The organism is Hyphomonas neptunium ATCC 15444 (assembly GCF_000013025.1).
Classification (GTDB): domain Bacteria; phylum Pseudomonadota; class Alphaproteobacteria; order Caulobacterales; family Hyphomonadaceae; genus Hyphomonas; species Hyphomonas neptunia.
Window position 1 is genome coordinate 802,913 of sequence record NC_008358.1, and the last position, 17,489, is coordinate 820,401.

Genomic DNA, 17,489 nt, shown 5'->3' on the forward strand with positions numbered 1-17,489 from the left:
AAGCTATCGCGGCGTGCGGGCATTGCAATCGCCTATGTGTGCATTCTGCAGCGTATCGGGAGGCGTGTCAGTCTTTTGCGGCCGGCTCGCCGGAGGCGGCGAGGAGGCCGAGCCGGTCTCCGGAATATACCGATTTGCGCAACGGCCCCCACCATTCGGGGTGATCGATATACCATTCGACCGTTTTCCGGATGCCGGTGTCGAAGGTTTCCTCCGCTTTCCAGCCGAGCTCGGTCTGAAGTTTGGCTGCGTCAATCGCATAGCGCTGATCGTGGCCGGGCCGGTCGGAAACAAATTCGATCAGCTCCCGGCGCGGCCGGTTTGCGGGCCGCAGTTCGTCGAGGAGGTCACAGATCGTGTGAACGACCTGGAGATTGGTGCGCTCGTTCAGCCCGCCGACATTATAGGTTTCGCCGGGCCGTCCCGTCGTGGCGATCCTCCACAGCGCGCGGGCATGATCTTCCACATGCAGCCAGTCGCGTATGTTCGATCCATCGCCATAGACCGGCAGCCTCTGTCCCTCGAGCGCGTTCAGAATGATCAGCGGAATGAGCTTTTCGGGAAAGTGATACGGGCCGTAATTGTTTGAGCAGTTCGACACAATGACCGGCAGGCCATAGGTGCGGTGCCAGGCCTTGGCCAGATGGTCTGACGCGGCCTTTGAGGCCGAATAGGGCGAGGACGGATCATAGGCTGTGGTCTCGCTGAAGAGACCGTCGGGCCCGAGCGAGCCGTACACTTCATCGGTGGACACATGAAGGAAGCGAAACCGGCTGCGCAGGTCGCCGGAGCGCTCTGCCTGCAAGGCGCGGGCGGCCTCAAGAAGATTGTAGGTACCGTTGATATTGGTCTGAATGAATTGCTGCGAGCCGGAAATGGAGCGGTCTACATGCGTTTCAGCGGCAAGGTGGAGGACATAATCGGGACGTTCGGCTAGGAATATGTCGCGCATCGCGGGGGCATTGCAGATGTCTTCGCGGATGAATGTGTAGCGCGGCGAGGCGGAGACCGGCGCGAGGGAGTCCAGATTGGCCGCGTAAGTGAGCTTGTCCACCACGGTTACACGGGCGTGCGTGGTATCAATAAGATGACGGACGAGCGCGGACCCGATGAAGCCGGCGCCGCCTGTTACTAGGACTTTCACAGGAGGACTGTTGGTCTGCATCTAGCTTCTGGAATACTGGAAATAGTCGGGAAGGTCCGACAGGTTGGGCTGCGCGGCGACTTTTTCGGACTGGATGGGGGCGTTCCCCTGGAGGGGCCAGTCAATGGCAATCGAGGGGGCGTTCCAGGCGAGGCAGCGATCAAGTGCGCGGTCAGCCATTTTTTGCCGATAAACCGACGCCAATGTGTCCCGGATGTTGGACAGCTTTGCCTGACCGGACGGAACTATCTGAACATGCAACCAGCGAAGCAAACTGCGTGCGTGCGGAAGCGGCTGGTTATCTTGGAGGATGGGACCGGATGGTCCGTTCTGATCGTAGGGGGCCTGACGGTAAACTTCGAAACGCCGAACCTTTACCAGAAAGATTTCCGGAATCGATTGGGAGAAGAGCATCTAAGTCCTTTCAGAGCGGAAGCCCATGGAAAGCCGTAAACTAGCATTCTTGCAGTCCGTTTGGCCGAGAGGTCGCCAAGCAGGGCGTAGTTGTCAAGTCGTCTAGCGGAAGGGCAGTTGTCATGCGCGCGGATTTGCGAACTAAGTCGCTGGCGCCGTGGATGCGGCTACATTCCGGGTTTTTGATCGCACGCTCATGTGGGGTTGCAAGATTTCTTTACCCACTTGCCTTGGGGCGATGATGTTCCGCCTGATTGACCTTCTGGGCACAGCTCCGAAGATTGATCTTTCGTTGCATTGGTCCAAAAAGCGATAACAAGGCCGTCCGTGACAAAAAAAGGAGCGAGAAGTTGGATTTGAATGCGCCGGGACTGGGCGACCGCCTTCTCTGGAGAATGAGGAATCTTGTGTTGCAACGCCCCGGCAACGGCGCTGATTGGGCGCCAGGAGAGCTGGTATATGTCGCGGGCCTTTTCAGCACGGCAAGTGGTATAGGCCAGTCTGCGCGCGCGTGCGCAGATGCGCTTGAGGTGTCCGGGGTTAATGTCATCAGGATCGATCTGAGCGCTGGGTTCGGCCAAGTGGACCTTCACGCGCCTATGGGAGCGTTGCTCAGCCATCGTCTGTCGCAATGCCCGCGCGGAGGCACGCTGATCGTTCATCTGAACGCCCCTGAGCTGGAGCGCGCCCTCTTTCTGTGCCGCAACTGGAGGGGGGCGGGCAGACGCCTAATCGCTGCATGGGTGTGGGAGCTGCCTATCGCGCCCGCCTCTTGGGACAAAGCAGTCGATTTGTTTGATGAGCTCTGGGTACCGAGCACTTTTACACAAGCCTCAATGAAATCTCTGTGCGGGAAGCCCATCCGCGTGGTGCCCTACTATCTCGGGGATCTGTCCGGATTCCGGGCTGCTACAGGAAGTCATCGAGGAGTTCGCTGTGTGGCATTTGCCGATGGCCGGTCTTCATTCGAGCGGAAGAACGTGCTCGGCGCGGTACGTGCTTTCCGGCAGGCGCACCTACCTGAAGGATCGATGCTAACAGTTAAGACACGGAATTTGTACTTATCCGAAGAATTCCGGCTACATATTAGCCAAGCAGTGGAAAGCGACGAGCGCATCAACATCATTGATGAATCCATGCCTAGGAGCACGCTTCTACAGCTGGTTGCTGACCATGATATATTGCTTTCGCTGCATAGGGCCGAAGGCTTCGGGCTGCCGATTGCTGAAGCGATGGCGATGGGCAAAGTTGTTATCGCAACGGGTTGGTCGGGCAATATGGATTTCATGGATGAAACCTGCTCAGTTCCGGTGCCATACGAACTGGTGGAAGTGGCGGATAAATACAACGTTTATACCGGACATACAGGCGCAGTCTGGGCCGACCCAGATGTTGGCGCTGCCGCTGCTGCACTGACACAGATTGCAGATGACCCTGCGCTACGCCTGCGGCTTGGGGAGACGGCAAGATCCAAAATGAAGAGCCTATCTTCAGGAGAGCACTATCTGGCTGCTCTGCGGCCAAATAAATCGTGATGGCAGGATGCCTTTTAGGGTTTCAGGCGATGGCTAGCTTTTTTATCACCATCATCTGTGCTTGGCGAAAATTAATCCGCCTGGGGATTAAATGCGAGTTTGCCGCACAGTTGACGGAGCGAGGTATCGTGGCGGTGAGGAAGCTTTCATTGGAGGCTGTGAACTCTAGTGAACTTATGAGCAGAAGACTCCCTCATTCTGAGAATGGATCGAAAATCCATGAAGCAAAATCCGTCAGCTAATCTATGCTATTATGTGTGAATGTCGGGGAATCTGGAAACCTCTGCGCGGATTGATTAATGAACGGCGGATCACCTGCATGACTAGTGCCCGAGTATTGATCAGCTTACCCTCAAAATGACACTAATGGACTTGGATTATCAGTCGTTTTCAACCCTGTGTCTCAGGCTTGACAAGGACTGAGTGGCCGCTGACAACGGCTCAAAATTGATCGGGATCAACCATGACGCGTAAGACCGCTTTCATCACAGGCATAACCGGGCAGGACGGGGCTTATCTGTCCGCGTTGCTGCTAAGTAAAGGCTACCGGGTGACCGGACTTGTTCGCAGGTCTTCAACGGCTGAAATCAACAACTTGCGCCTGCGCTGGCTTGGTATCGAGAACGATGTCGAATTGATCGACGGCGACCTGACGGATCTTTCTGGACTGTTGCGTTCTGTCAAAGAAATCCGGCCCGATGAAATTTACAACCTGGGTGCCCAGTCCTTTGTGAAATCGTCTTGGCAGCAGCCCATCCTGACGGGGCAGGTGACGGGGCTTGCGGTCACCAATATTCTTGAGGCTATGCGCATCGAAGCGCCGGAGGCGCGTCTCTATCAGGCATCGTCCTCCGAGATGTACGGCCTTATCCAAGAAGACATGCAGTCGGAGACGACACCATTCTATCCCCGGTCGCCTTACGCCGTCGCTAAGCTGTATGGGCATTGGATCACCGTGAACTATCGCGAGAGCTTCGGTTTGCACGCTTCCAGCGGTATCTTGTTCAACCACGAAAGCCCGCTGCGCGGAATCGAGTTCGTGACACGAAAAGTGACTGATGGAGTTGCCCGAATCAAACTTGGCCTCTCCAGCGAGCTTCGCCTTGGAAACATCGATGCCAAGCGCGATTGGGGCCACGCAAAGGATTATGTTCGGGCAATGTGGTTGATGTTGCAGCAGGAAACGCCAGACGATTACGTGGTGGCCACCGGTGTAACCACGACCGTTCGTGATATGTGCCTTATCGCGTTCGATCATGTTGGCCTTGAGATTGACAAGCACTTAGTGATCGACCCCGCACTTTTTCGTCCGGCCGAGGTGGACGTGTTGCTTGGCAATCCGGCCAAGGCAAAGGCAAAATTGGGGTGGGAGCCGGAAATTTCGCTTGAAAAGCTCATCCGTGAGATGGTCGATGCGGATATGGAACGGCTGAAGCCGTAAACGGTTCAGGCTGACAGAAAGGCATCTGCGAAATGACAGGTCGCCGTATCCTCATCACAGGCGCAAATGGCTTTGTCGGCGGATATATGATCCGCGAACTTGTCGCAGCAGGTTATCAGCATTCAGAGTTGCACACATTAACAGTTTCGGGAGCTGAGCAGTCTCTGAGAATAGGGCAGGCTCATCGGTGCGATCTCAGGGATAGCGCTTCGATCCACCGTCTGCTGCAGGAGGTGCAGCCTACAGGAATTGTGCACCTTGCTGCGATTGCTCTGCCTTCTCAAGCCAAGGCTGATCCCTCTGCGGCCTGGGCTGTGAATTTTGAAGCTGTGCGCCAGTTGGGGGAGGCGGTTCTGGCTTGTTCGCCACATGCCGTTCTCGTATTTGCAGGCAGCTCCGAAAGCTATGGTGCAAGCTTCAATACTGTTGCCGGGGCAGTCAATGAGGGGACCGCGCTGCGCCCTCTGACACCCTATGCAGCGACCAAGGCGGCGGCGGATGTTGCGTTGGGGCAGATGCGTAATGACGGCCTGAACGCAGTACGTTTCCGGGCCTTCAATCACACGGGGCCAGGCCAATCGCCGGACTATGTCGTTGCAAGTTTTGCCGCTCAGATTGCCCAGATAATTGCGGGTGATCATCCCCCGGTTATTCGCGTAGGCAATCTTGATGCAATGCGGGATTTCGTGGATGTTCGAGATGTTGTGCGCGGCTACAGGCTTGCTCTTGAGACGGAGCTTGATCCGGTCTCTGAGGGAGTATTCAATCTCGCATCGGGCACGCCTCGTTCCATCCGCTCGATACTCAACACGTTAATAGACATTGCTGGCGTAGACATTGCAATCGAGACAGATCCGGCAAAGTTGCGCAAGAATGACGTACCGCGGACATGGGGAGATGCTAACCGGGCTCGCACGGAGCTGGGCTGGGTCCCATATCTTGCCTTCGAACAGACCTTGGTCGATACCCTCTCCAGTGCGGGTGCCAAAATTTCCGGCTGCACCTAGACGTTGGTTTGGAACGTTGGGAAATTTTCGGTCGTTTTCTTCCAGAGTCGGTTAGAGAGGTAGCAAGTTGGAGCAACAGATTCAGTCGGCTTGGAACTATCGGCATTTCATCCTGGCGGCCATCCGAGCAGAGTTCAAGGGACGAGTCGCGCGATCAAAGATAGGTGCGCTGTGGTTTGTTCTGCATCCTCTGGCCATCGCCCTGATCTACGCTCTTGTTTTGTCGGAAGTGCTGAGCGCGAAATTGGCGGGCACTGAGCGAGAAGGCGCTTACGGGATTTATCTTCTTGCCGGGATCTCAGTTTGGACGATTTTCTCGGAAGTGACCAATCGATGCCTGAACATATTCATCGAATACTCCAGCGCCATCAAGAAAATAAACTTTCCGAAGATTGCGCTACCGTTGATCGTGCTCGGCGGCGCGCTTTTTTCACACCTCTTACTATTGAGCGCGGTTGGCCTAATTGCGTCTTTCTACGGGTTCTCGATACAATTGGCCTGGCTTTACTTGCCGATCCCTTTGGTGCTCGCTTGCCTTATGGCGGGAGGATTAGGGGTCTGCTTGGGCGTGCTGAACGTGTTTTCGAGAGACGTGTCGCATGTAATGTCAGTCGCGATGAATATGTGGTTCTGGCTAACGCCGATTGTTTACGCAACCAACATGCTGCCTGAATATATGCAGAGTTTTATAGCGCTTAACCCTATGACCGGGGTCGTTGCGGCGTATCAGGACATCATCGTGTTTGGCCGCGCGCCCGAGTGGCAGACACTGCTGTATCCGCTGATTGCCGGAGTGCTGTTCAGTGCCCTGTCTCTTTTCATTTTCAGGCGGGCAAGCTCCGAACTGGTGGACGCACTATGACAGCTCCGGATGTGGTCCTGCGAATTGAAAATGTGTCCAAACACTATAGGTCCTACAAATCCAGCGCTGGCCGAATTGGCGGCTGGCTGGGCATGTCGCGCACGCCCGCTAGTCACGGTGTAGCGCTCGACTCAATAAACCTGTCCTTGCACCGGGGCGAGGCTATCGCACTGATCGGTCAAAATGGCGCGGGCAAAAGCACGCTGCTAAAGATAATCACCGGTACGGTTCGCCCAACAGTGGGCGCTGTGCATGTTGGTGGTCGCATCAGTGCGATCCTAGAGCTTGGCCTGGGGTTTAATCCAGAATTCTCCGGCCGCGAGAATATAATGAACTCTGGCGGGCTGCTTGGCTTCACGTCGAGCCAGCTCCGGGAACTGATGCCGGAAATTGAGTCATTCGCTGAGATTGGTCCCTATTTCGATGCGCCGGTGCGGACCTATTCCAGCGGGATGCAAGCACGTTTGGCGTTTGCGCTTGCGACCGCAGTTCGTCCTGAAATCCTCATTGTCGATGAGGTGCTCTCAGTCGGTGACGCTTATTTTCAGCATAAAAGTTTCGCCCGGATTAGACAATTCCGGGATGCCGGTACGACACTCATTCTAGTCTCGCACAGCCTCGGTGATGTGCGTGAGTTGTGCAATCGAGTCGTTCTTATTGATAAGGGGCGCATCCTTCGCGATGGCCTACCGGATGAAGTTATAGATTATTACAATGGCATGATTGCCGAGCGCGAGAATGCTAAGCTCAGCATAGAGCAAAGACGCAGCAGTCAAGGGTGGAGTGTTACTCGCTCAGGTGATTTTCGAGCGGTTGTCACTGACATATCACTTTATTCGGCTGAAAGCGGCGATGAAGTCACGACTGCGCGAACAGGAGAGATGCTTCAGCTAAAGGTAAATGTTCAGATCAATGATGATTTACCGACACTAGTGTTTGGTCTGATGATTAGAGATCGAACTGGGCATGTTGTTTGGGGTAGTAATACTTGGCACACACGGCAGGTTTTGTCGGATATCAAGTGTGGTTCTAACCTATCCTTCACGCTCGATTTCCCTTGTATATTGGGTCCGGGCTCGTATTCAATTTCGCCCGCGTTGGTGAACTCAGACACCCATCTCGATCAAAATTTCGAATGGACCGACAACCTATTTGTATTCAACGTAATTAATGCGGACAAGGATTACTTTGTGGGAACCACGCTACTCGATGCGAAATTCGGAGTAGAGTATATCAGTAAAATACAATGATTTCACATGCTCAACAGTTTGAAGATATAATACTTTGGCGTGCGTTCAAGGACGTGCTGAACGGCACTTATATAGATATTGGCGCCAACGATCCAATCGTAGACTCTGTTTCTTTGCTTTTTTACGAACGGGGTTGGCGGGGGGTGCACGTCGAACCTATGCCGAATTACGCTCGGCGTCTGCGCGAGATGCGTCCAGACGAAGTTGTTTTTGAAGTTGCTGTTGGCAATAGCCGAGAGCCAATTACGCTTTTCCTTTTTGAGGGTACAGGGCTTAGTACCGGCGTTGCAGAATATGCGAGGCGTCATGAGGATGGCGGGCGTAGCGTTCAAACGGTTCAAGTTCCCTGTATTCCGTTGTCGGATCTTTTCGATCGAATTGATCAGCCCACTATCCACTGGTTGAAGGTGGATGTAGAGGGCATGGAAGCGTCCGTCTTGCAAAGTTGGGCAGACCATCCAGCTCGCCCTTGGGTGGTGGTCGTCGAATCTACCGTGCCAAACTCACCGGAGCCTAATTATGATGGCTGGGAAGATGAGTTATTTCGGCGGGAATATAAGTTTGCATATTTTGATGGGTTAAGTCGGTTCTACGTACACGAGAATCGTTGCTCGCTATTAGATGCGTTCAAGGTGCCCCCAAATGTCTTCGACAACTTTTTTCTAAGTGATACATCGCCTTTTTCTGGGCTTCTTGCGTCCAAACTTCGACAATCGGAGCAGGATGCGGCTTCCAAAGCGACGGCTCTTGGCGTTCTCCAGGGAGAGCTTGAGAATAAAGCATCAGAAATTGGTATTATACGTGCTGAGCTTAACGCTAAAGCCATCGCTCAAGGTGTGCTGCAGGGCGAGATTGAACAGAAGACATCTGAAGTAGTTCTACTGCTTGCAGAACTCGCGGACAGAACGGCAGCGCTCAGAGCCGAGCAAGCCCTCCAAGAGCAACGGGCAGTAACCATTATTCAGCTTGAAGAAGAGCAACATCGCTTGACGTCCCATATTGCTTGGCAGGGCGCGCAGCTTGACGCTGTATGGCGATCTACTTCGTGGAAAGTCACCGCTCCGCTGCGAGCGGCGCGGCGAGTCTATCGTCAGTGCACGACAAGACCAAGAGCTCTGATTAAGTCCGCTCTTCGCCGCGGCCTGATAGCCGGCGTTGGTGCTTCGCGACGAGCACCCTTTCTGAAGAAATCTCTTTCGAGACTCATAAAACTTGTTCCTCCGCTAGAGCGCCGTCTCATGCAGATCGTCGCCGTTCGCCGGGCGGGCTCCCAGTATGGACCTGAGTCTGAAAGGGCAACGTCTTCTCAGCAACCCATTCCCCCATGGTCGGGATCGATGGAAGACGATGTCGCCATCGCATTAGAGGTTCTAGAGCTCAATATTCGCGGGTAGGTCTGACTGTGGTATTATCGCGTGTATTTCACAGATGAGGCTGTTCCCTGGAGAAGTGCCTCACTGACATTTGGATTTTGGCCAAGTCTATTTGCCTGGACGAATGGTAAGGCTGGTCGCGCGGATTGTGGTATTTTCATCCACCCTGATGCGCACTTCTAGATCTTTGACGGAATCCAGCAGGGTAAAGTCAATCGATCCAATCAGATTGCCGGACTCTGAAGCGGATATCACGATACGCTTCTCTGCATGAACGGATTTTCCGAGGTCGGATACGACGTCAACATGCACCGTTGCTGCCTGGTCCGCGGCGAAGGATATTTCCGCAGTATATTGGCCGGCCTCTATATTGATATAGGGGCCGAATAAAAGGTATCCGGACACACCAGTGGTAGTAGTCACGCCGTCCATATCAAATTGGCCAACCATGGTGCCGAAGCCCATGTCGGGGCGGATGTTCAAGCGCGCACAGACTTCCTGCGGGCATGCTGTCATCTGCGCTGCCTCTGTCTTGGAGATACGCCGGATAACAATGCCCCTCGGAATCTCTGATACTAGGAAGGCATCGTCCGCCATAAGGAGTGTTCGGAGCGTATTGATTTCCTTGATGCGAGAAAGTGCCGGCGGCCAGGAATGCACGCTCCAGAGAAGGTCATGTTGGAGAACCACAACGGCATCTATGTTAGTGCTTGAAAAGAGAGCGGTCAGGTTATCCGGGGCAGAGCTGGAGAATATGGTTCGGCTGGCAACATGCAGGCTCTGGGGCCAAACTTTTTTGGCTTCTTCCCAATTTTTGTCTCCTCCAATATTGAAGGATTGAAAACCGTTCGTTGAGGCGAGAAAATTGACCCCGAAATCATTTCCATAGGGAAGGAAAGCGACGAGTTGCCCTTCAAGTTCCTTTCGGAAAAAGCTCGTATCCTCGGCAAAGGTATTAAATTGATGACGGGCTTGCGAGTAGTCATGCATAGCTTTTATGGGGTTTGGGAGTTGAACAAGGATCAGCAAGAGCGGTATGAAATAGTACTGCATGCTGACTTTGCTTCGATTGGTCGCCGTGCGCTGTTCATTCCCCAGCCAAAGAGTGACAATAATCCAGAGACTAAGCTGGGTCAGAACAACCCAGCGATAGCTGGCGCGCATGTTCTTGAAGCCTGGTACCCGTTCTGAAAGGACTTGTGTCCCGGTGGGTGTGCCTGCCGCTTCTGCATGCATTAGCCTCGACTCATCTTCCGCTCTCGTCGCGCCGATTTTAAATGTGGGCCCGAGAGACATGTACAGGCTGAAGGCCGCGACGATTAGCAAGCCGCATTTCAACGATGATCGATGGAGGCGTGCGACTGCAAAGGAAGATATCAGAATGAGCGGCAACAGAAATGTGCCGCGATGCGCAGAAGCATCTCCGTAGTGTAGGTTGTCCGGCCGGTCTGCAGAAAGATTTAGAATATCCCAGAGCCAAGTCACATTGGCCGTGGGCTGAAGAAAGTATGTGAGATCGGCCCCCCAGGCACGAAAAAATTCCATTTTCGGAGGAGGATAGCTGCCTTGGCCGATATACTGAGTATAGAGAACGTACGACATGGCAAACGCTACCATTGCCAGAGGAGTGAAAACCAGAAGGGATTTCCTCCGGTTCTCGCGATTTAGTACTATCTCGCCAAAACTGACGCCTCCGTACAGAATGGCGAACATCACAAAAGTATATCCGTCAGTGAAAACGGCAATAATACAGATAAAGAACAGGAAAGCGTAATCGCTCAGTTTGAATTCATTGCTCTGTATGAATTTAATTGCCGCATATGCATATGTCGGCATCAACACCATGCCGATAGACAGCATGGAATATGGCACATGGGTCCACAATATGGGCATTGTGCACCAAGTTAGCGCGAGCAGGACAGCCAGCTTGGGATTTACGCCTAAGTACTTTGCGAGCTGAATGGCAAAATAATACGCAACTAAAAGCCAGGCGGCAAAAACCAGCGAATAGGCATCAATTTGAGGAACGCCCATCTTGATGAGGATGGCACAGGGCAGTGCGCCTGAAAGGCCAAATGGTATGGGTGAGGAAAGCGGGTATCCGAAATCCGTTGCGTAAAGTGATATCGGAAAGTCGTTTGCGAAAGCTGACGAGAAGCCTGTCAACCAGATGGCTTGCCCCATAGTTGGGGCCATCACACCCGGAAGGGCACCGAAAATGCAAACTATGATTCCAAACCCGCAGATCATCATGAAGTGATCTGTGGAAAGCCTAGAGCGCAATGAGGAGAAGAACGCACTATCGGTCAATGGGATTTTCCTTGTTGGCGCTGCCTGTCGGGAAAGCGGGGCGCTTCAAGTGCTTCATCAATTGAAAAAGTGATCCAAAAGCGGCGAAGAAGAATATCACGTCGCCAAATATGTTGGATATTCGGGACATAAGTACAGCTAGAACTATTTCACTACCTTCAAACTGAGGGCCAAGCATGAATATGAGCGCTGCCTCCCTCACTCCGAGACCGGCTGGTGAGCCCGGAGTAAGAAAGCCTGCTACCCATGCTACGACAAAGGCTGCGGCCAAGAGCAGAATATGATCCACGCTTAGTCTGGTGGAATAGGAGATCGCAGCGAAAAGAATTGCGAACCCAAACCCGCTCAGCAAAAAATAGGCAGTATGGAGAGCAAAGCCCGTCGCAATCTTTTTTCCGAAAATGCGGGCGAGGATTAGAAGCGCAAACAGCTGTAATATTACCCAGAAGGCAAATGCCAGCGTTGGAGGTGTCTTCAAGAATGTAATGAGGATCAAAACTGATCCGAACAGTGTTGCGGAGAGCGCGAGTGATATGATTTCAATGAAGGTCGCTTTTGCCAAACTTGACTGTTCAAAATGCAATTGAGCGCCGACAGCCTGTCTGCCCGCCAGATGCAGGATATTTCCGGGAACATATTTCGCGATCTGGCTGATGCCATACAATATAGCGGTATAAGAAAACGCCCGTGCACTCTGACGCAAGAACTTATGATATGCTATCGTGAGCGCTAAGTTGCCCATTACATACAACGCCGCGCACCCCGCTGCGACTAGGTAAACTGTAAGACTTAAGTTGAGAACCTCGGGTGCCCGCACATATTGAGCTAACTGCATCGCGAGAAAAACGAGACCGGCCAGACCAAGGATAAAACCGACCACGCTAACTGCGGCTTTTAATTTGCGGCGCACTCTGTGTTACCTAGGCTTACATAGCAAAGCCGTCCAGGGAAGTGGCTTCCGAACCTCGAGAATGTGGAACCGCTCAGAAACGAAGTTTTTAATGCCGGTTGCCGACCAATGTTGGATGTGGCCGGGTGTGTTTCCTAAGTCACGAATGTAGGACAGACGGGCCATGTTAAGGGCGCGCCAAATGGGCTCGCGTGGCACACTGACTACCAAATGCCCTTTTGTTATTGAATGCAATATATCAAGAGCTTTCCTCGGGTCTTCCAGATGTTCGAGGACCTCGCAGCATACGACGAGGTCCGCGGCGTCGTGCTCCGCAGTCAGGTCATATATGCTTCTTTGCTGGAAAATATCCGGTGCCTGCCCGGCGCGCTGCGCATTTGATCGGGCGATCTTGATAACCTCTCCAGAGAAGTCCGTTCCTTTTACCTGCCTGCCATCCTTCTGCCAGCGAAGGGACCAGAAACCTTCGCCACAACCTACTTCATGAATGGAGCCTATGGTGTCGACAGCCGTGAGATCGGCGATAGCCTCTTCAAATCCCGTCATCATCCAACGAACGATGGGGTTTTTGGAGGCATATTTGTCAAAGTTATTGCCAGCGACTATTCCGTCTTCGGTCAAACCTTTTGAAATTTCTAGGCTCATCATCCGGTTTCCTTGCGGCTATACTTGCCTGTCCCTGTCATCAGCACGCCGTAACTGGGTACGAATGTCTTCGGACAATTTGCGATTGGCAGCTAATAGATCCGCCATAAATGCAGTTAGGACTGTTTGATACCCCATAATCAGAAGCACGGCAGCCAAAATCAGAGACTGCACATTACCTTGACCCTGCCCATTTATATAGGCCCATACGAAACGCAGCCCGATCAAGGTTCCGATTACAAGGAGGAGACCGCCAATTGCTCCAAAGAAGCGGAAAGGCCTATAAATCACGAAAATACGAACGATCGTGAAAATGGATCGTCTGACATAACTGGCGATACCCTTCACCAGACGAGATGGCCGAAGGTCTCCGTTTACTCGAACGGGTACTGACAGGATGGCCATGTTCTTTTGGCCTGCTTGAATGATGGTTTCTAACGTATATGTGTAGTCGCTGAACACAACGATTTCTTCCGCCGCCTGACGACTGAATGCTCTGAATCCGCTTGGGGCGTCTCCAATTTTTGTGTCGCTTGCCAAGCGAACAGCTAAGCTTCCAATTTTTTGAAGGGCTTTTTTGATTGGAGAGAAGTGTTGAATTTCTTCAATTGGCCTAGCTCCAATCACAATGTCTGCCTGTTGTTGGAGAATGGGGGTTGTCAGCTTCTCAATATCGTCAGCACAATATTGATTATCCGCGTCTGTGTTGACAATCACATCAGCGCCCGCTTTCAAACTAGCGTTGATGCCAGTCATAAATGCTCTTGCTAGGCCTCTATTCTGTGTATGCTTTGCAATGTGATGCACGCCCAATTCCTTGGCCACAACAATAGTTGCGTCTGAGCTCCCGTCATCAATTATCAGAACTTCCACCGTGTCAAAGCCTGGAACCTGCTTTGGGAGTGCATTCAACGTAACCGCTAAAGTTTCGGCTTCGTTGAGGCAAGGTATTTGTATTATAAGCTTCATTTAGCTTAGCCATCTCTTGATTCTGCAGCACCGTATGGCGCTAAACGCTGTGGCTGTTATTGCACCTGCTCGCTGCGTCATCAACTCTCTGATACCGCGTCATCCAACCTTAGTTAACCTTGACCCAGCCCCCTGAATTCCGGCCATGATTTTGCAGACCATCTCGATTAGAGAGAATGACACATGCGCAAGAGCAGATTTACAGACGAGCAGATCATCGCGATGATCCGGGAGCACGAGAGCAGCTGAAGACGGCAGACATTTGCCGTAAGTACGGGCTGTCGGATGCGACCTTTTAAAAGTTGAAGGCAAAATTTGGAGGGACGACGGTGTGGGGCACCCAGCGGTTGCGAACGCTGGAGACCCAGAACAGCAAGCTGAAGCGCCTGCTGGCCGAGGCGATGCCGGACAATGCAGCGCTGAAGGATCTTGCCTCAAAAAATTTCTGACGCCCCATGTCAAACCCAAGGCCGTGCAGCACCTGATGGATGTGCACGAGCTGAGCGAATGCCGGATCTGCAAGCTGGCTGAGCTGCATGCGGGAGCGTCTTCGGGCGCTCGCTGCGACGCGTCGCCGGTTTGGTTTCCGTCGGCTGGGCAATCTGCTCGACCGCGAGGGCCTGGGTGCTAACCACAAGAAGGTCTTCCGGATCTACCAAGAGGAAGGTCTCGCCGTGAAACGCCAGCGCGGCCGGAAGCGCGCGGTCGGCACCCGCAGCCCGATGCGCATCCCGAACCAGAGATGGGGCCCCGATCGACTTCGTCTCAGCCGCACTGAGCGATGGCAGGGGGGGGCGTGGTCGATGACTTCACACGTGAGGCCCTGGCAACGGTTGTCGATGTTTCGCTGTCGGGCATCCGCGTCGCCCGGGACCTCTCCCGTCTGATCGACCAGCGCGGGCGTCCTCAAGATGATCGTCTCCGACAACAGCACGGAGCAGACCAGTCACGCGATCCTGATATGGGTGAAGGAGGCCCGCATCGAATGGCACTACATTGCACCCGTAAAGCCTACGCAGAATGCGTTTGTGGAATCGTTCAATGGCCGGCTGCGGAACGAATGTCTCAACGTGCACCTGTTCGACCGTCTCAGTGAGGCGCCCAGCATTATCGAAGCCTGGCGGACCGATTGCAATACCGTCCGCCCACATACATCCCTCGGTGGTCTCGTTCCGGCGATGTTCACCGACCAGGCGCGGCGAGCCCCGCCCGCTTCGCCTGAGCTCCGCTCAGCGGGCCTTGACCGCCCACCTCCAACCAGAAAGAAAGGCGAACAGAGACTACAATTAAGCGGCCCGGATCAGGGGGCTGGGTCACGGGTGAAAAAATCAATTTGGTTTTTCTGGGGGGATAGAAGAACATGACCGCAATCGAAAAGCGTGTTCCGGAGTCGGTTCTTGCCATCGTTTGGGCACTATTTCTTTCGATTACTACCTATTATCGAGCGGATGGCTCAATTTACCCACTGATACAAGCGGACGAAGGCGTCAACGTTGCTTTGGCCGCAGCATTTGCAGGGTTTGAAAACGACCTTGCTACGGATCGAAGCCTCGGCTACGCAATTTTGCTATCTCCCGCATTCTGGTTCTCAGAAGAACCAAATGAGATTTGGAGAAACATACGCATCATCAACGCGTGTTTGTTAGGAGTCGCTGCGGTTCTTTTGCATCGACTCTCCATGCTACTCTTTCCAGTTGATCTAAAAGTTTATCGTTTGGCGGCAGTCGTTGTAACTTCGCTTTATCCGATGGGCGTGACGCTTTCCACATATGCGTTCGCTCAAACCGCGCTTGCCCCACTCTTTCTGCTGACATGTATATTTGTCATAAAAGTGTTGGCTAGCTCAATATCCGTCTTTTCGATTGGGCTGGGATTGATTGCTGGAATCATTTTCTGGCAGCACCCCACCGGCGCCCTGGTTGTGATTTCGACTCTATGTTTTGCGACATACATTGGAGTTGCTTTGAATCGATGGAAGTCTGCGCTTTGGATCGTCATCGGCCTGACAATTAGTCTTGGGACATACAAATTTGCTTTGAAGCCATTTGCTGAAAGAATGACGTCATCGGTCGGCAGAGCAGAGGTGGCTGGCTATGGAAGTTCGCTACGGTTGCTCGATCCGCTGAAAACCGCTGAAGGCTGGTCGTATGTTTTCCAAATCTCAAACGGGCATTTGTATTACTTAATAACTGCCTCTTTAGGGCTCGCGGCAGTTGGCGTGGTCCTTTCAGGAATATGTGTTTCGCGTTTCCGCTGGACAAGCAAAGTAACACGCGAGCTTAAAAAGCAGGTTGGCTATAACGGGTTCCTGTTGGTTGTGCTTCTAGGTGTAGCGTTTGTATCCGTATTGAACTTCGCGGTAGTTGGCAGTGCTATGCGAGCAGATCAGTTAATGTATGGTCGATATTTGGAACCGTATATTTTGCCATTTGTGCTTTCCGGAATCCTTGGTTTTCGTCAAAAATATATATTGGCAGTGTTAATCGCGGCCAGCGCGAGCGGGCTGTATTTAGCTACGTACATTGATACCAAAGCTCATTTTGCACCGTTCAATGTTTCAGCCCTATGGCAATACTTCAGTCTAAAACAGAACGGATTTTCGATGTGGTTGGCGACCGGATTGGGTCTCGTCGCAATTGTTGCATATGCCCCTCGAAGAATAGGTGTGTTGCTCACTGCAAGCATCTTTCTATTCGCTAGTCATGAGCAAGTAGCCTGGAGAGAGAGGGCGACGTCGAATGTGCCAAAGAGGTTGGAGCCTGCTCTTTGGATCAGAGAGAACGTCAAATCGAATACTTGCATTGGATTTGATCGAGAGGATCTTAGAAGAGGTCGCCACTTAACGACTTGGTTTGATAGCCATTTTATATTCTATGATAGAAATTTTCAGGCAATGTATTTCGACACTTGGGTCGAGAATTGCCCTGATGGTCTGTTTTTCTCGTCCAATCATGAGTTGGATAAGGAACATACACAACTGGTCAGATTTGGCCGTCCAGGTCCCAACATGCCTTCACTCTGGTGGCGAAGGGACAAAATTCGTAGTGACGGATACCCCTTCTCTCCTTCATCATCATCGTCATCAGAGTTAACACGAATTCTTGGGCAAGGTTGGTATAATAACGAGCTGAAGCACATATGGTCTGCCGAATTGGCTGATTTGACAGTGCCTGTGCCGGAGCGATGCGCGACTGCTCAATGCGTCATCGAATTGGATCTGAATCCATTCGCGCCCACTGAACTCAGGCCTGTTGAAGTAATAATAAGCTGGAACCAACGTCAAAGTTTGCAAACCGCGACTTGGGTCTTTAGGAAACCCAATGAACATTTAATTCAGATTCCGTTAGATTCAGAAGACTACTTTGAAAGGCTGAAGATAATGGTGCCGCAAGCGGTTCGCCCTTCTGATTTTGGTAATAGCAAAGACGCCCGCAGACTGGGGGTCGCACTCCGCGAAGTGCGACTAATAGTACTTCCAAACCAAGATGCGACGAATAAACTTGATTGAGATTGAAAGTAGCTCAGTTCTTTCACATTTATACGGGTATGCGCGATCTGTTTGTACAGGCTTTGTAAGCAGACTCCCATAAGCTAAGAGCTTGATCTCTTCCAACAGAGTATTTCTTCAG

At 52.5% G+C, this 17,489-nt stretch carries 14 protein-coding genes and 1 pseudogene; 8 read left to right on the forward strand and 7 right to left on the reverse strand.

The annotated features are described in order from the left end of the window. Nucleotides 1–67: 67 nt before the first annotated feature. From rfbB to HNE_RS18680, 3 genes are all read right to left on the reverse strand, one after another. Nucleotides 68–1,144: a dTDP-glucose 4,6-dehydratase gene (gene rfbB / locus HNE_RS03940; RefSeq protein ID WP_035590300.1), complete on the reverse strand. Its 1,077-nt coding sequence runs from the start codon at nucleotides 1,142–1,144 to the stop codon at nucleotides 68–70. A gap of 21 nt (nucleotides 1,145–1,165) precedes the next feature. After that, on the reverse strand, nucleotides 1,166–1,324 hold the full coding sequence (locus HNE_RS18675; protein ID WP_156950301.1) for a hypothetical protein: 159 nt from the start codon (nucleotides 1,322–1,324) through the stop codon (nucleotides 1,166–1,168). 428 nt (nucleotides 1,325–1,752) lie between these two features. Continuing rightward, nucleotides 1,753–2,220 carry a hypothetical protein gene (locus HNE_RS18680; RefSeq protein ID WP_160162603.1) on the reverse strand — a complete coding sequence of 156 codons (468 nt, stop codon included), beginning with the start codon at nucleotides 2,218–2,220 and terminating at the stop codon, nucleotides 1,753–1,755. A gap of 276 nt (nucleotides 2,221–2,496) precedes the next feature. Here HNE_RS18680 and HNE_RS18685 point away from each other — a divergent pair, with 276 nt between their 5' ends. The 6 genes from HNE_RS18685 to HNE_RS18310 all read left to right on the forward strand — a co-directional run bounded on the left by HNE_RS18685 (nucleotide 2,497) and on the right by HNE_RS18310 (nucleotide 9,047). Then, the gene (locus HNE_RS18685) at nucleotides 2,497–3,093 is read left to right on the forward strand and encodes a glycosyltransferase (RefSeq protein ID WP_160162604.1); all 597 of its coding nucleotides are present in this window, start codon (nucleotides 2,497–2,499) and stop codon (nucleotides 3,091–3,093) included. Between the two features lie 463 nt (nucleotides 3,094–3,556). Beyond that, a complete protein-coding gene (gene gmd / locus HNE_RS03955; protein ID WP_011645821.1) occupies nucleotides 3,557–4,534 on the forward strand; it encodes a GDP-mannose 4,6-dehydratase in 978 nt (325 codons plus the stop codon). A 32-nt stretch (nucleotides 4,535–4,566) separates the two neighbouring features. Beyond that, nucleotides 4,567–5,541: a GDP-mannose 4,6-dehydratase gene (locus tag HNE_RS03960; protein WP_011645822.1), complete on the forward strand. Its 975-nt coding sequence runs from the start codon at nucleotides 4,567–4,569 to the stop codon at nucleotides 5,539–5,541. Between the two features lie 67 nt (nucleotides 5,542–5,608). Next, nucleotides 5,609–6,403: an ABC transporter permease gene (locus tag HNE_RS03965; RefSeq protein ID WP_011645823.1), complete on the forward strand. Its 795-nt coding sequence runs from the start codon at nucleotides 5,609–5,611 to the stop codon at nucleotides 6,401–6,403. Continuing rightward, nucleotides 6,400–7,653, forward strand: coding sequence for an ABC transporter ATP-binding protein (locus HNE_RS03970; RefSeq protein WP_011645824.1), 1,254 nt, complete (start codon nucleotides 6,400–6,402; stop codon nucleotides 7,651–7,653). Before HNE_RS03965 ends, HNE_RS03970 begins: the two co-directional genes overlap by 4 nt. Beyond that, nucleotides 7,650–9,047 carry an FkbM family methyltransferase gene (locus tag HNE_RS18310; protein WP_011645825.1) on the forward strand — a complete coding sequence of 466 codons (1,398 nt, stop codon included), beginning with the start codon at nucleotides 7,650–7,652 and terminating at the stop codon, nucleotides 9,045–9,047. Before HNE_RS03970 ends, HNE_RS18310 begins: the two co-directional genes overlap by 4 nt. 87 nt (nucleotides 9,048–9,134) lie before the next feature. On the opposite strand, the gene HNE_RS03980 is transcribed toward HNE_RS18310, so the two are convergent. The 4 genes from HNE_RS03980 to HNE_RS03995 are packed head-to-tail and all read right to left on the reverse strand — an operon-like array spanning nucleotide 9,135 to nucleotide 13,860. Further along, nucleotides 9,135–11,336 (reverse strand): hypothetical protein, encoded by a 2,202-nt coding sequence (locus tag HNE_RS03980; RefSeq protein ID WP_035590092.1) that lies wholly within the window; start codon nucleotides 11,334–11,336, stop codon nucleotides 9,135–9,137. Further along, on the reverse strand, nucleotides 11,326–12,246 hold the full coding sequence (locus tag HNE_RS03985) for a hypothetical protein (protein WP_011645827.1): 921 nt from the start codon (nucleotides 12,244–12,246) through the stop codon (nucleotides 11,326–11,328). The genes HNE_RS03980 and HNE_RS03985 overlap by 11 nt, the downstream gene beginning before the upstream one ends. Before the next feature lie 6 nt (nucleotides 12,247–12,252). Next, nucleotides 12,253–12,891 (reverse strand): class I SAM-dependent methyltransferase, encoded by a 639-nt coding sequence (locus tag HNE_RS03990; RefSeq protein WP_011645828.1) that lies wholly within the window; start codon nucleotides 12,889–12,891, stop codon nucleotides 12,253–12,255. 18 nt (nucleotides 12,892–12,909) lie between these two features. After that, nucleotides 12,910–13,860, reverse strand: a complete 951-nt coding sequence (locus HNE_RS03995) for a glycosyltransferase family 2 protein (RefSeq protein WP_011645829.1) — start codon at nucleotides 13,858–13,860, stop codon at nucleotides 12,910–12,912. Between the two features lie 183 nt (nucleotides 13,861–14,043). Here HNE_RS03995 and HNE_RS04005 point away from each other — a divergent pair. Together HNE_RS04005 and HNE_RS18520 are read left to right on the forward strand one after the other, a co-directional pair. Further along, nucleotides 14,044–15,224: pseudogene (locus tag HNE_RS04005) on the forward strand (IS3 family transposase). Beyond that, nucleotides 15,221–17,368 carry a hypothetical protein gene (locus tag HNE_RS18520; protein WP_011645830.1) on the forward strand — a complete coding sequence of 716 codons (2,148 nt, stop codon included), beginning with the start codon at nucleotides 15,221–15,223 and terminating at the stop codon, nucleotides 17,366–17,368. Before HNE_RS04005 ends, HNE_RS18520 begins: the two are co-directional and overlap by 4 nt. Nucleotides 17,369–17,489 lie beyond the last annotated feature (121 nt).